The sequence below is a fragment of the Janthinobacterium paucivorans genome (genome assembly GCF_051380805.1).
GTDB lineage: Bacteria > Pseudomonadota > Gammaproteobacteria > Burkholderiales > Burkholderiaceae_D > Janthinobacterium > Janthinobacterium lividum_D.
In genome coordinates this window covers 97,808-110,449 of the sequence record NZ_JBNYXR010000011.1, presented here as the reverse complement: position 1 = coordinate 110,449, position 12,642 = coordinate 97,808, and the positions used below count along the sequence as shown (strand labels likewise).

General features: G+C 62.2%; 11 protein-coding genes. 4 read left to right on the top strand and 7 right to left on the bottom strand.

Going from position 1 to position 12,642, the window contains the following annotated elements; translation table 11 throughout:
* Positions 1–6: 6 nt before the first annotated feature.
* A complete protein-coding gene (gene modA / locus ACQ4V8_RS14690) occupies positions 7–777 on the bottom strand; it encodes a molybdate ABC transporter substrate-binding protein (RefSeq protein WP_070345978.1) in 771 nt (256 codons plus the stop codon).
* Between the two features lie 139 nt (positions 778–916).
* Here modA and ACQ4V8_RS14685 point away from each other — a divergent pair, with 139 nt between their 5' ends.
* A complete protein-coding gene (locus ACQ4V8_RS14685; RefSeq protein WP_010393895.1) occupies positions 917–2,149 on the top strand; it encodes a putative DNA modification/repair radical SAM protein in 1,233 nt (410 codons plus the stop codon).
* A complete protein-coding gene (locus ACQ4V8_RS14680; RefSeq protein ID WP_010393893.1) occupies positions 2,146–3,609 on the top strand; it encodes a UdgX family uracil-DNA binding protein in 1,464 nt (487 codons plus the stop codon). Before ACQ4V8_RS14685 ends, ACQ4V8_RS14680 begins: the two co-directional genes overlap by 4 nt.
* On the opposite strand, the gene ACQ4V8_RS14675 is transcribed toward ACQ4V8_RS14680, so the two are convergent.
* Complete coding sequence (locus ACQ4V8_RS14675; protein WP_010393891.1) at positions 3,561–4,574, bottom strand: bile acid:sodium symporter family protein; 1,014 nt, start codon at positions 4,572–4,574, stop codon at positions 3,561–3,563. The two genes, ACQ4V8_RS14680 and ACQ4V8_RS14675, sit on opposite strands and share 49 nt — an antisense overlap.
* 232 nt (positions 4,575–4,806) lie before the next feature.
* Positions 4,807–5,169: a BON domain-containing protein gene (locus ACQ4V8_RS14670; protein ID WP_010393887.1), complete on the bottom strand. Its 363-nt coding sequence runs from the start codon at positions 5,167–5,169 to the stop codon at positions 4,807–4,809.
* On the opposite strand from ACQ4V8_RS14670, the gene ACQ4V8_RS14665 reads away from it, so the two are divergent.
* On the top strand, positions 5,168–5,425 hold the full coding sequence (locus tag ACQ4V8_RS14665; RefSeq protein ID WP_436571730.1) for a hypothetical protein: 258 nt from the start codon (positions 5,168–5,170) through the stop codon (positions 5,423–5,425). The two genes, ACQ4V8_RS14670 and ACQ4V8_RS14665, sit on opposite strands and share 2 nt — an antisense overlap.
* 31 nt (positions 5,426–5,456) lie before the next feature.
* Here the strand turns inward: ACQ4V8_RS14665 and ACQ4V8_RS14660 are convergent, their stop codons facing one another.
* From ACQ4V8_RS14660 to ACQ4V8_RS14650, 3 genes are read right to left on the bottom strand one after another with little or no spacing between them, the layout of a single operon-like run.
* The gene (locus ACQ4V8_RS14660) at positions 5,457–6,824 is read right to left on the bottom strand and encodes a sigma 54-interacting transcriptional regulator (RefSeq protein WP_010393885.1); all 1,368 of its coding nucleotides are present in this window, start codon (positions 6,822–6,824) and stop codon (positions 5,457–5,459) included.
* Positions 6,821–7,369, bottom strand: coding sequence for a hypothetical protein (locus tag ACQ4V8_RS14655; protein WP_436571729.1), 549 nt, complete (start codon positions 7,367–7,369; stop codon positions 6,821–6,823). The genes ACQ4V8_RS14660 and ACQ4V8_RS14655 overlap by 4 nt, the downstream gene beginning before the upstream one ends.
* Entirely contained in the window at positions 7,366–8,778 is a 1,413-nt protein-coding gene (locus tag ACQ4V8_RS14650; protein ID WP_436571728.1) for a sensor histidine kinase, read from the bottom strand. Before ACQ4V8_RS14650 ends, ACQ4V8_RS14655 begins: the two co-directional genes overlap by 4 nt.
* Positions 8,779–9,077: 299 nt before the next feature.
* On the opposite strand from ACQ4V8_RS14650, the gene ACQ4V8_RS14645 reads away from it, so the two are divergent.
* Complete coding sequence (locus ACQ4V8_RS14645; RefSeq protein WP_010393878.1) at positions 9,078–11,948, top strand: insulinase family protein; 2,871 nt, start codon at positions 9,078–9,080, stop codon at positions 11,946–11,948.
* Positions 11,949–12,117: 169 nt separating this feature from the next.
* On the opposite strand, the gene ACQ4V8_RS14640 is transcribed toward ACQ4V8_RS14645, so the two are convergent.
* Positions 12,118–12,561, bottom strand: a complete 444-nt coding sequence (locus ACQ4V8_RS14640; protein ID WP_436571727.1) for an MFS transporter — start codon at positions 12,559–12,561, stop codon at positions 12,118–12,120.
* Positions 12,562–12,642 lie beyond the last annotated feature (81 nt).

The following is a 12,642-nucleotide window of genomic DNA, read 5'->3' as shown; positions in this document are numbered from 1 at the left end:
CTTACATTATGGTTTTTTGAATCCGTAGCGCGCCAGAATGGCTTGCGCCGGCGCCGTCTGCAGATAGTTGACGAAGCGCTTCGCTTCGATGGCATTGCTGCTGCCCTTGATGCTGGCAATCGGGTACAGCACGGGCGAGGCCAAAGGCACGTCCAGCACGACCTTGACCTTATCTTGCATGATGGCCGCGTCGGTGGCATAGACAAAGCCCGCATCAACTTCGCCACGCGCCACGTAGTCGAGCGACTGGCGCACGTTCTGCGTGCCGATGGCTTTCGGCTGCACGGCTTCCCACAGATGCGCCTTTTTCAGCGCACTTTCCGCATAGCGGCCGACAGGCACGCTGGCAGGATTGGCGATGGCCACGCGGGTCACGCCCTTGCGCGTCAAGTCGTTCAAGCTATTGATGCCCAACTTGCTATCGTGCGGCACGATCAGCACCAGGCTGTTGCTGACGAAATCCTGACGCTCGGCCGCCAGCACCAAGCCCTGCTTTTGCGCCGCATCCATGGTTTCCTGGTCGGCCGAGGCAAACACATCCACCGGCGCACCCTTGACGATTTGTTGCAGTAGCACGCCCGAGGCGGCAAAGTTCAAGGACACCTTGCTGCCCGGATACTGCGCCTCATAGCTGTGCGCCACATCCTTGAACGCATTCGTCAGGCTGGACGCAGCCGATACCAGCACTTCGCCGGCACAGGCGGACGAAGCGGCAGTGGCGAGCACAGGGGCCAGCAAAGCAGTGCCAAGCAGGCGGGCGAAGCAGGTGAGACGCATGATCGTATCCTGATAAAGTGACGCTGCACAAGAGGCGTAATATACACCTATATATAGCGCTATGTCATGCTGCAAGTCAGGACGGCACAAGCTCGATTCCCTGCTATACTGTATATAAACACAGTATATCGAGGCGCCCATGGAACTGACGGACAAGCTGGAAATCCTGGCCGATGCGGCCAAGTACGACGCGTCCTGCGCCAGCAGTGGTGCGCCCAAACGCGATTCCATCGGCAAAGACGGCTTTGGCGCCACCTCCGGCATGGGCATCTGCCACAGCTACACGCCGGACGGGCGCTGCGTCTCGCTGCTGAAAGTACTGCTGACCAATTACTGCCTGTACGATTGCCAGTACTGCATCAACCGGCGTAGCTCGAACGTGCCGCGGGCGCGGTTTACGGTGGCCGAAGTGGTCAAGTTGACGAGCGACTTTTACCTGCGCAACTACATCGATGGCCTCTTCCTCAGTTCCGGCATCATCCAGTCGGCTGACTACACGATGGAGCAACTGGTGCAGGTGGCGCGCGAGTTGCGCGAGGTACACCAGTTCCGCGGCTATATCCATCTGAAAACCATTCCCGACGCCGATCCGGCCCTGATCGCGCAGGCGGGCCGCTACGCCGACCGGCTCAGCGTGAATATCGAATTGCCGACGCAAGACAGCGTACAAAAGCTGGCGCCGGAAAAGAGCGTGCATACGATTAAACTGGCGATGGGCACCATCCGCCGCAAGCTCGATGAAAAGGCGGAGGAACCGCGTTCTCCGCGCTTCGCGCCCGCCGGGCAAAGCACGCAGATGATCGTCGGCGCCGATGCCAGCGACGACCAGCAAATTCTCTCCACGGCCGAGACGCTGTACGGCAGCTATAAACTCAAGCGCGTGTACTATTCAGCCTTCAGTCCGATTCCCGACAGCCCGAAAAGCGTGCCGCTGGCGCCGCCGCCCATGCTGCGCGAACACCGCTTATATCAGGCAGATTTTCTGCTGCGCAGCTACGGCTTTCAGGCCAGCGAACTGCTGCCCGCCACGGGTGGCAACCTGGCGCTAGACATCGATCCCAAGCTGGCCTGGGCGCTGGCGCACCGCGAACATTTTCCACTGGACTTGAACCGCGCGGCCCAGCACATGATCGCGCGCGTGCCCGGCATCGGCTTACGCAATGCGCAACGCATCGTCGACCTGCGCCGCTTGCGGCAGGTACGCTATGCCGATTTGTCGCGCCTGCGATGCAGCATGAAAAAGATTGCGCCGTTCATCATTACGGCCGACTACTTTCCCACGCGCGACACCAGCACCTCGGAACAGCTGCGGCGCGCCATGACGGAGGTGCCGCAGCAAATGAATTTATGGCCCGAACTGCAGGCGGCATGAGCCCTGTCGTCCGCCTGGCGCAGTCATTCGACGCGTGGCGCGCGGCCGCCCGGGAATTGATCGCGCGCGGCGTGCCACCTGCCGACGTTACCTGGCAGTCGCAAGCGGGCGAGGGCGACCTGTTCTCGCTCATGCCAGACGATACGGATGCCAACGCGCCCCTGCTGCGCCTGCCGCGCCAGCTGGTGGAATTGCTGGAAAGCGCCGCCTGTTTCAGCACCCCAGACCGCTGGGCCTTCCTGTACCAGGTGCTGTGGCGCTGGCAGCTGGGCCAGCAAGACGTGCTGTCGCACGCCGACACCGACGGTGCGCGCCTGCACGCCATGGTCAAGGCGGTACGCCGCGAGGAACACGACATGCACGCGTATGTGCGCTTCCGCGAGCGGGCCGAAACTGAAGGCGCGCCGCGTTTTGTCGCCTGGTTCGAACCGACGCACGAGGTGCTGCCGCAAGTGGCGCGCCACTTCGCCCGCCGCATGGGCAGCATCAGCTGGATGATCGCCACGCCCACGGCCACCATGCTGTGGGACGGCGCGAGCATGCACGCCGGCCCCGCATTGCTGCGCGGCGCGGCCGATATCGACGATGCGGGCGAAGCCCTGTGGCTGACGTATTACCGCAGCATCTTCAACCCGGCGCGCCTGAACGCCGACCTGCTGCGCAGCCATATACCCTCGCGTTTCTGGAAGAACTTGCCGGAAGGCGCCATCGTACCGGCCATGGTCAGCGGCGCCGCAAATGGCGCACGGCGCACGGGCCAGAGCGCCAGCGTGGGCCAGCGCAGCGGCGCCACCATGATCGCGATTTCCGCCGAGCGCGCCCAGCCCGCGCGCGACGCGCCCAAGACACTCGACCAGTGCCGCCGCTGCGAACTATGGGAATCGGCCACCCAGGCCGTGCCCGGCGTGGGGCCGCCACAGGCGCGCATCATGCTCGTCGGCGAGCAACCGGGCGACCAGGAAGACCTGGTGGGCCTGCCCTTTGTCGGCCCGGCCGGCGCGCTGCTGGAGCAAGCCATGCAGGAAGCGGGCATGGCGCGCGACAGCATCTATCTGACCAACGCTGTCAAGCATTTCAAGTGGGAAGCACGCGGCAAACGCCGCCTGCACAAGACACCCGCGCAGCGCGAAATCCTCGCCTGCCACGGCTGGCTGGAAGAAGAAATACAAGGCGTCCAAGCGCAAGTGATCGTGGTACTGGGCAGTACGGCGTTAAAGTCTGTGCTGCAAGATGGCTCTGCCAGCATAACGCCACGGCTTGGCACGCCCCTCCAGCACGACGGGCGCTGGGTGGTGAGCGTCTATCACCCGTCGTATGTACTGCGCGCGCCGGACGAGGCGAGCCGAAGGCAGGCGTATGCAGTGATTGTTGCCGGGCTGCAGCAGGCGCTGCGGCTACTACAAGTACAGGATCACAGCGTCGACGCCGGCACTTCCACGACCTCGTCGCGCCTTGCATAGCGCTGCGCAATCACGGCGCAGATCATCAGCTGAATCTGGTGGAACAGCATCAGCGGCAAGATCACCATGCCCAGCGAGTGCGTGGCAAACAATACCTTGGCCATCGGCACGCCGCTGGCCAGGCTTTTCTTCGAGCCGCAAAAGACGATGGCGATTTCATCTTCCTTGGAAAAACCCAGGCGGCGGCTGATGAAGGTCATCAGGCACAGGACTAGCGCCAGCAGCACGATGCTGAACAGGCACAGCGCGATCAGGGTTTCCACCGAGACAGTCTGCCACAGGCCTTCGCTGACGGCCTCGCTGAAAGCCGTGTAGACCACCAGCAAAATGGAACCCTGATCGAAGAATTTCAGCATGGCCTTGTGGCGGTCGACCCAGCGGCCTATCCAGCGGCGCAGGAACTGGCCAGCCAGGAAAGGCAGCAGTAGTTGCATGACGATGGACAGCACCGCATCGAGCGACGACTTGCTGTCTGCGCCTTTCGCCACCAGCAAGCCCACCAGGATGGGGGCAAGAAAGATACCGATGAAGTTCGAGGCCGAGGCGCTGCAGATGGCCGCTGGCACATTGCCGCGCGCCATGGCCGTCAAGGCGATCGACGACTGCACGGTAGATGGCAGCGCGCACAGGAACAAGATGCCCACGTACAGCTCGGGCGTGAGAAAGGTCAGCGCCAGCGGGCGCAGGGCCAGGCCCAGCAAGGGGAACAAAATGAACGTGCTGGCCAGGACCAGCACGTGCAAGCGCCAATGCATGACACCGGCCACCACGGCTTCGCGCGACAGCTTGGCGCCGTGCAAGAAAAACAGGGCGCCGATGGCGACGGTGGTGATATGGCCGAAGACCACGGCGGTCTGGCCCGTGCAGGGCAGAAAGCTGGCCAGCGCCACGGTAACGAGCAGGGCGATGGTGAAATTATCGGGTTTCAGATTGCGCAGCAGGGCAGCGGGAGAGAATGAAGACATGCGGTAGCCTGGTAATGGCCCAGCCTTGCAACACTGCGCCGTGGATGACAAAAAGCGCCGGGAACGGCGCCAGTGCTGGCTATTCTACCCGTATTGCCCAGCTCCTTGCCTGCTCCTTACCTGGCGGCATGGGCATCACTGCCCGGCAAAAACCATACGGACAAAAAAATGCCCTGTCCGCAGACAGGGCAAGCCGGAGTAAAGTACAGCGCGAGGCGTTCCCGCGAGGGGATTAACCGGCGGCTTTGACTTTCAGCTCGTTCTTGATTTCTTTCACGCCGCTGACGGAAGCGACGATCTGCACGATGCGGTCGCCCGCTTCGGCGCTCGGTACATCGCCCGACAGGACGACGACACCTTGCTCGGTTGCCACCTTGACGGGCAGGGTGGCGGCTTGCGCATCGGCGCTCAGGGCGGCCTTGGCCGAGGAAGTAATGGTTTCATCAGGGACGGCGGCGGCGGCGTTGGCGGCCACTACCGTGTCAACAGGAGCTTGTGTTTTTGACGCGGAGTCAGCTGCATGCGAAGCGGTGACCGAGGCGCTCGACAGTACGATAGCGGCGACCAGAGTATTGAACAGTTTCGATGTTTGCATGGTAGTTCCTCTCAATGAAGTTAAAAGCTTTTATGTGGCGATAGCAATAAAAAGCAACAAAACAGCAACACTTTGTAGCGTCACATCTACCCATACAGCAAGCACCGTGCCAGCTTTTAAATTGCATTCAAAATCAATGACTTACAGTAAAAATCGATTTTTCCAAGACGTTTCCACCGGATCTGGCGCGAAAATCGGCGCCTTTTGTCGCCTGGCGACGACAGCCTGCGGCAAGATCATCAGTATTTATCAGTAAGCCGTTGATTATTCACGCTTTATTTTTGTCGTTAATCAGCGACAGAGTCGCCATCCATGCGGAACAGGGCCGGCGTCAGCGCATATTTCTGTAATAAACGGTAGAACTCCGTGCGGTTGCGGTCGGCCAGGCGGGCCGCGTCGGCCACGTTGCCGTCCGTCAGGCGCAGCAATTGAATCAGGTAGTCGCGCTCGAAGCGCTGCTTGGCTTCGTTGTAGCTGAGCGCTTCCAGCGATGGCACGCGCAAGGCCCGTTGCACCAGGGACAAGGGCACCAGCGGCGCCGTGGCCAGCGCGCACACTTGCTCGACCACATTGACCAGCTGGCGCACATTGCCGGGCCATGGCGCGCTGACCAGGGCCGTGAGCGCATCGGGGGCGAAGCCGTTCAAGGGCTTCTGGTACTTGGCTGCCAGTTTTTGCAAGAAATGGTTGGCCAGCAGGGAAATGTCTTCGCGGCGCTCGGCCAGCGCCGGCAGGGTCAAGGTCACCACGTTCAGGCGGTAATACAAGTCTTCGCGAAATTGCCCTTCCGCCATAGCCACGTCGAGGTCGCGGTGCGTGGCCGACAAGAGCCGTACGTCGACCGGGCGCGTCTGGTCGGCACCGACAGGGCGCACAGCCCGCTCCTGCAGCACGCGCAGCAGTTTGACTTGCAGCGGCAGCGGCATGTCGCCGATCTCGTCTAAAAACAGGGTGCCGCCGTCGGCAGCCAGGAACAAGCCTTCGCGCTTGCCCACGGCACCCGTAAACGCGCCCTTCACGTGGCCGAACAGTTCCGATTCCAGCAACTGCTCGGGAATGGCGCCGCAGTTGACGGCAATGAACGGTGCCTTGGCTCGGCGGCTGGCGTTGTGCAGCGCACGCGCCAGCAATTCCTTGCCCGTACCGCTGGGGCCGCGGATCAAAATGCTGGCGTCCGATCCCGCCACCAGCTTGGCTTCGGCCAGCAGTTCGGCCATCTGCGAACTACGGCTGAGCAACTCGGCGCGCCAGCTTTCGTCACCGGACGCCGGTGCCGGCATGACCGTAGACAAGTTAATCGCATGCGCCACCTTTTCCATCAGCAGCTTGCCGTCGAACGGCTTCGTCAGGTAGGCAAATGCGCCGCGTGCCGTCGCTTCGACGGCGTCGGGAATGGTGCCGTGCGCCGTCAGCAAGATGACGGGCAGGGCTGCGTGCTGGCGGCGAATTTCATCGAACAGCGCCAGGCCGTCACGACCCGGTAATTGCACGTCGGTAATGACCAGGGCCGGCAATTCCACCGCCAGGCGCGCCAGCGCCGCTTCTGCGCTGCCCACGGCCGTCACCCGATAATTACCCGCCTGTAAGCGGATGGTCAGCAGGCGCAGCAGGTCAGGGTCATCGTCGACCAATAAAATGTGGGCCAGCGCGCTCATTTTGGCGCTCCCGCAGCGGGGCGCACGGACAGGCTGCGCTCGATATTTTTCAGTGCCTCGAGTTTTTCATTGAGCAAGTCGTTGCGGCGCTGGGTGTCGCGCAGCTGCGTGTTGAGCTTGTCAATATTTTCTTCCTGGCGGCGCAGTTCCCCGTACTGGTTGCTGAGCAACTGCACCAGCGGCGCCAGCAACTGAGCATCCTTGCCCGTGGCCGTGGCCATCAAAAGCGGTTCCAGCAGCGCCTGTGCGCGGGCCAGGTCACCGGCGCCGCGCAAGGCCGCCAGCAGCATGGCGCGGCGGATAGTGTTGTGCGGCGCGTGATCGGCCTTCGCCAAATTTTGCTGCGCCTTCAGCAGTTCCGACGACGGCATCAGGCGCACGGCGCTTTGATATGCGAGCAGTTCAGTGAGCTGGGGGTCCATCGGCACCACCACGCGTGGCGGCGTTGGCGCCAGCAAGGGCGTCTGGGTGGGAGGCTTGGCGGCGCAAGCGCCCAACAGCAGCGCGCAGACGGCCATGCCGGCCAGAGAAGTTCTCGTCATCATAAGGGCAGTTCTATCCGAAAATGTGCGCCGGCATGGCGCGGTAAAAGAGTGACGCTGCCAGCGTGGGCAGCAATATATTCATGGACGATGGACAGGCCGATGCCATTGCCATTGCGCGCGCCAGCGACCTGCCGCAGGCCTTGGTAAAACGGCTCAAAGATGCGCGCGCCATCCTCGGGTGCCACGCCAGCGCCATCGTCGATACAGTCGATGCACACGCGCCCGCCTTGCTTGGATAAGCTGAACCGCACGCTGCCGCCTGGCGGACTGAAGCGCACGGCATTCGACAGCAGGTTCGCCAGTACCGTTGCCAGCTTGTCGCGGTCGGCCTGCACGCTCAAGGACTCGCCCTGCACCTCGACCGTCAGGTGGCGCGCCAGCCATTGCAAGCGCTGTCCGGCCACGACCTCTTGCAGCAAGACCAGCAAGTCCACCTTGCTGCGCGCCAGATGCTGGGCGTCAAAGGCGGCGGCATTGTAGCGTAGCAAGTCTTCGATCTGGGTTTGCAGGCAAGCCGTGTTTTGCTGCAGGATGCCGGCAATTTCGCGCTGGCCATCGCTGAGTTTGCCTGCCACCTCGTCTTCCAGCAAGGCCACGCCTTCGCGCAGGGCCGCCAGCGGCGTCTTCAATTCGTGCGAGATGTGCCGCAAAAAGCGTTCCTTGTCAGCATCGAGGTCCGCCAGGCGCTGGCGCAGCCAATCGAGCTGCTGGCCCAGGCGGCGCGTGTCGGCCGGACCACCGACAACGATGGGCTGGTCATAGCGCTTCTCGCCCAGGCGCTCGATGGCCATCTCGATGCGGCGCAACGGACGCGACAATAAAAAGCCGAAGCAGGTGGCCAGCACGGCCGCCAGCAGCACGGCGCCGCCCACCAGCATGCCCAGCACGCGGCGCTGGCGTTCCAGCTCGGCCAGCAGGGCATCGTTGCGGCTGCCGATGTGCGTCTTGCTTTCACGCGCCAGGCTGTCATTGATCTGCGTCATGCGCGCAAACGCGCGGTACACGACGGCGTGGCCATCGCGCTTGCGGCGCTGACCTGCTTGCAACACTTCCCAGGCCGCTTGCGCTTGCACCGTCCATTCCTCGGCCAACTGGGGCGCGAACCCGGGTGTGGCGCGGCTCAACACTTGCAGCGCCGCCGTGGCGTCGGCGCGGGCTGCCGCGTAGCGCTCACGAAATACGCGATCATCGAGCACCAGGAACTGGCGCGCGCTGCGCTCCATGGCCAGGGTGCGCTCGGCTAAACGCTGCGACTGTTCCGTCAAGGTAATCGCCTGCGCCGCCGTCTCGCGCCCCAGCCGCGCCAAGTGTTCCAGGGTCAGCAGCGCTTGCACGGAGGTAGCCGTCAAAATGCCCGTCGTCAAAATAAAGGCAGCAAATAACAGTTGGCGAAAGGAAAGTCTGGACAAAGTAAGCGCCTTCAGTGCGGTCAGCGAGAGGGAAAAGGCGCATGGTACGCTAAGCCTGCAGACTGGGGCGCCACCTGTCACGAACCGGCTTATTTGCCAACATTGCTGCTTTTGCGGCCGACTGGCAAGCCTCGTCGGCGGCGCGCAGATACTCCTAGTACAATAGGCAAAAGCTGCATACAGACATCAAGCGGGCATCCGTCCTGGCGGGCCGGCTCTGGCATTGCGCCACATTGCCCCCATCTGTCCTGCAGCCCGACCGACTATCCGCATCACCTACCGAAGAGATCCCATACCGCATGAGCACATTTGAAAAAGTCAGCAGCAACTTCATTCCAGTCTTGCAGGCAACCATCGAGCAGTATGTCGAGCCGGCAACGGGCATGCGCCATATCCACATGCATACCGAGCAGGCTGAGATGGTGTTCCTGGTGGCCTTTCCCACTGTGCCAGAAGCGAGCGACGGCCGCGCCCACATCCTCGAACACCTGGCGCTGTGCGGTTCGGCCCGTTACCCGGTGCGCGACCCCTTCTTTTCGATGCTGCGCCGCTCGACGGCCACCTTCATGAATGCGATGACCTATCCGGACCGCACCGTGTACCCGTTCGCCAGCACCGACCGCAAGGATTTCTTCAACCTGCTCGACGTCTACCTCGATGCGGCCTTCTTCCCGAATCTCGATTACCTGAACTTCCGCCAGGAAGGCTGGCGCCACGCGTTCGAAGGCGACAAGCTGGTGTACCAGGGCATCGTCTTCAATGAAATGAAGGGTGCGTTCAACAGCCCCATGCGCGCACTCGACAGCGGCATCGCCAGCGCCTTGCTCAAGGGCACGACGTATGAAGTGGAATCGGGCGGCGATCCGCTGGTGATCCCGGAACTGACGCATGCAATGCTGAAACAATTCCACGCCAGCCACTACCATCCTTCACAAGCCGTCATCATGACCGCCGGCAATATCGAAGCGTCGGCCGTGCAAGAGCAGGTGGCCGAGCGCGTGCTGTCCAAACTCAGCGGCTTTAGCCCGCGCCGCCTGCCGCAACTGGCGCCAGCGTGGACCTCGCCGCAGGAAAATATCGTCAAGATTCCGTCGCAAGAAGCGCGCGACGACGAATTCGGCCTGCAATTGGCCTGGCTGATGGGCGAGTCGAGCGACCCCATCGCTTACTACCACGCGCATCTGCTGTCGCACGGCTTGCTGGGCGAATCGTCGGCACCGGTCATGCGCGCCATGGAATCGGCCGGCTATGGCCGCCCATCGGACATGAATGGCCGCGACGCGGGCATCCGCCAAATGGTGTTCCATATAGGTATGGAAGGTTTGACCCAGGAACAGATCGCCGATGCGCACCAGCGCATCTGGACGGCACTGGAAGAAACAGCGGAAGAGGGCATTCCAGCCGCAGTACTGCACGCGGCCTTGCGCGATATCAAATACAGCCAGCGCGAAATCAGCAGCGGGCGCATGCCTTACGGTCTGGGCCGCTTGCTGCACGCCTTGCCACTGGCCATGTATGGCGGCGATGTGATGGACGCCTTTGACAATGCGGCCATCCTGGAAACGCTGGAGCAGCAAATCGAAGACCCGCAATTTTTCAAGCAACTGGTGCGCGAGCTGATCGCCAATCCGACCCGTTTGACCACCCACGTGGTGCCCGACAACGCCTACTTCACCGACCGCGCCGCGCAGGAAGACGCCAAGCTGGCGGCCCTGCAAGCGACACTGACGGATGCGGAGCGCGAACACATCGTGGCCGAATCCGCCGCGCTGGAAGCGCATCAGCAACTGCCATCGAATTCCGAAGTCTTGCCGCGCATCCGCCCAGGCGACGTCAGCGCCGCGCCGCGTCCGGCCCTGCCTATCCCGCCCGCCGTCGACGGCGCCGTGGCGTTTTCCATCGCCTCGAACGGCATCAGCTATGCCAACGTGCTGTATGACGTGTCGAGCTTGCCGGAAGCGTCGTGGCCATGGTTGCGCCTGTACACGGACCTGGCACCGGAACTGGGCGTGGGCGACATGTCGTTCGACGACGCCAGCGCCTGGCGCCAGAGCATGGTGCCTTCGTTCCACATCGGCCTGGAAGCCATTCCTCGCCCGCAACAAGCGATGCGCGTGGAATTGTCGTTCTCGGCCAGCGGCTTGCGCGAAGAACACGCGGCGATTGCCGCCGTGCTGTCGGCCTGGATCGCCAAGCCACGCTTCGATGAAGAAGAGCGCCTGGCTTTCCTGATCGAAAGCCTGGTGCAAGACAAATTGAGCAGCCTGGCCGAATCGGGCAACCGCTACGCCATGCTGGCCTCGGCAGCGCCCCTGTCGCCCACGCGCCGCTTCGACGATATCGTCGGCGGCCCGGCAGCATTGCCGTTCTACCGCCGTTTGCAGCAACTGAGCAAAACCTCGGCAGGCTTGCAGGAAATCGCCCGCGAACTCGACACCCTGCACACGCACATCATCGCCCAGACACCCACCGTGCTGTGCGCGGGCCTGGAGCAAGATGGCATCACCCTGGCCCGTTTGCTGGAACTGCCAGCGGCCAGCGTCGACACGGCGGTCGCTACAGCAACGCCAGCGCCAGCAACATTACCACTGGCCAACACGGCCCTGCATGCAACGAGCCAGATCAACCATTGCTTCGTCTCCTGGGCCGTGCCTGGCGTGCACAGTCCGGACGCCTCGGCCCTGGCCGTGGCCGCTGAACTGATGACTAACCAGGTGCTGCATACGGCCCTGCGCGAAAAAGGCGGCGCCTATGGCGGCAGCGCCAGCTATGCCGCTGGCGCCGGCACGTTTACCCTCAGTTCCTACCGCGATCCGCGCCTGGCCGGCACGTTTGCCGACTTCGCGACGACCTTGGATCAAATCCTCGACGGCGATTTCTCGCAAGAGCAAGTAGAGGAAGCCATCATCTGCGTCATCAAGGGCCTGGACAAGCCGCACTCGCCTTACGCGGAAGCGCTGACGGCATGGAATATGCAGCAACGTGGCACGACGGAAGCCGTGCGCCAGCAGTTCCGCAGCGGCGTATTGACCTGCACCTTAAGCCAGATCAAGGATGTCACACGCACCTGGCTAAAAAATGGCCAGCAGAGCCGCGCCGCGTTTGCCGGTAACACGACGCAAGACCTGGCAGGGCTGGAAGTGGTCGATTTATTGGCCTTGGCCAGCTAAGAGCGCTGTCACGGCTTCAATACCGCGCTATTGCGGTATTGAAGCCGCTGGGACATACATCAACGCCCATCGATATTCATCGATGGCCATCGCAATTCTGGAAACTGTGGCCCTGCATGGAGCAGAAATCGCGCGCTTCCTTGTCGCTGCTGCCACTCGCCTGGACGGCCTACACCACCATCTCATCGACTGCGCCCCGGCTCTCGGCCGACAAATAGCGCAGCACTTCCCCCCCCAAGTGATTTAGCACAGCTGCCCGGGCGCAAATAGCCTGAATCTGTCGTGCATCCTCAAAGCCACGGCACCAGGCAATCAGCGCCTCGATCGACGGTGACAGTCGGGTGCACAAAAAAGTTAGCAACGATGCCACAAACACAGTTTTACTGCCATAATAGGCAGCCAAGCAGGCGCTGGCGGGAATGACGATGCTCAGGCCGAGGATGCAGGCGGTGTTGATCCAGACCAGCTGCGCCACCAAAGCCTGCCAGGCGTGGCCGATGTCCGGGCAGGCGACGCTGGTGGTGAACATGTTGATCAGGTCAACGAAAAAAACCAGCAGATAAATGGCGGCGACTTTTTTGCGATAGTCGATGGTGCTCCGAATGGCAAACAAGCAGCGGAAGCGCTGCAGAGCATTTGCGTAACGAGCCAGCCCCGATTACACTGTCAAATAATTTTTGACAAACCTCTACAA

Excerpts from the sequence above, each read along its gene's own strand:
- modA (WP_070345978.1), bottom strand. The coding sequence starts at position 777 with ATGCGTCTCACCTGCTTCGCCCGCCTGCTTGGCACTGCTTTGCTGGCC.
- ACQ4V8_RS14685 (WP_010393895.1), top strand. The coding sequence starts at position 917 with ATGGAACTGACGGACAAGCTGGAAATCCTGGCCGATGCGGCCAAGTAC.
- ACQ4V8_RS14680 (WP_010393893.1), top strand. The coding sequence starts at position 2,146 with ATGAGCCCTGTCGTCCGCCTGGCGCAGTCATTCGACGCGTGGCGCGCG.
- ACQ4V8_RS14675 (WP_010393891.1), bottom strand. The coding sequence starts at position 4,574 with ATGTCTTCATTCTCTCCCGCTGCCCTGCTGCGCAATCTGAAACCCGAT.
- ACQ4V8_RS14665 (WP_436571730.1), top strand. The coding sequence starts at position 5,168 with ATGGTAGTTCCTCTCAATGAAGTTAAAAGCTTTTATGTGGCGATAGCA.
- ACQ4V8_RS14670 (WP_010393887.1), bottom strand. The coding sequence starts at position 5,169 with ATGCAAACATCGAAACTGTTCAATACTCTGGTCGCCGCTATCGTACTG.
- ACQ4V8_RS14660 (WP_010393885.1), bottom strand. The coding sequence starts at position 6,824 with ATGAGCGCGCTGGCCCACATTTTATTGGTCGACGATGACCCTGACCTG.
- ACQ4V8_RS14655 (WP_436571729.1), bottom strand. The coding sequence starts at position 7,369 with ATGATGACGAGAACTTCTCTGGCCGGCATGGCCGTCTGCGCGCTGCTG.
- ACQ4V8_RS14645 (WP_010393878.1), top strand. The coding sequence starts at position 9,078 with ATGAGCACATTTGAAAAAGTCAGCAGCAACTTCATTCCAGTCTTGCAG.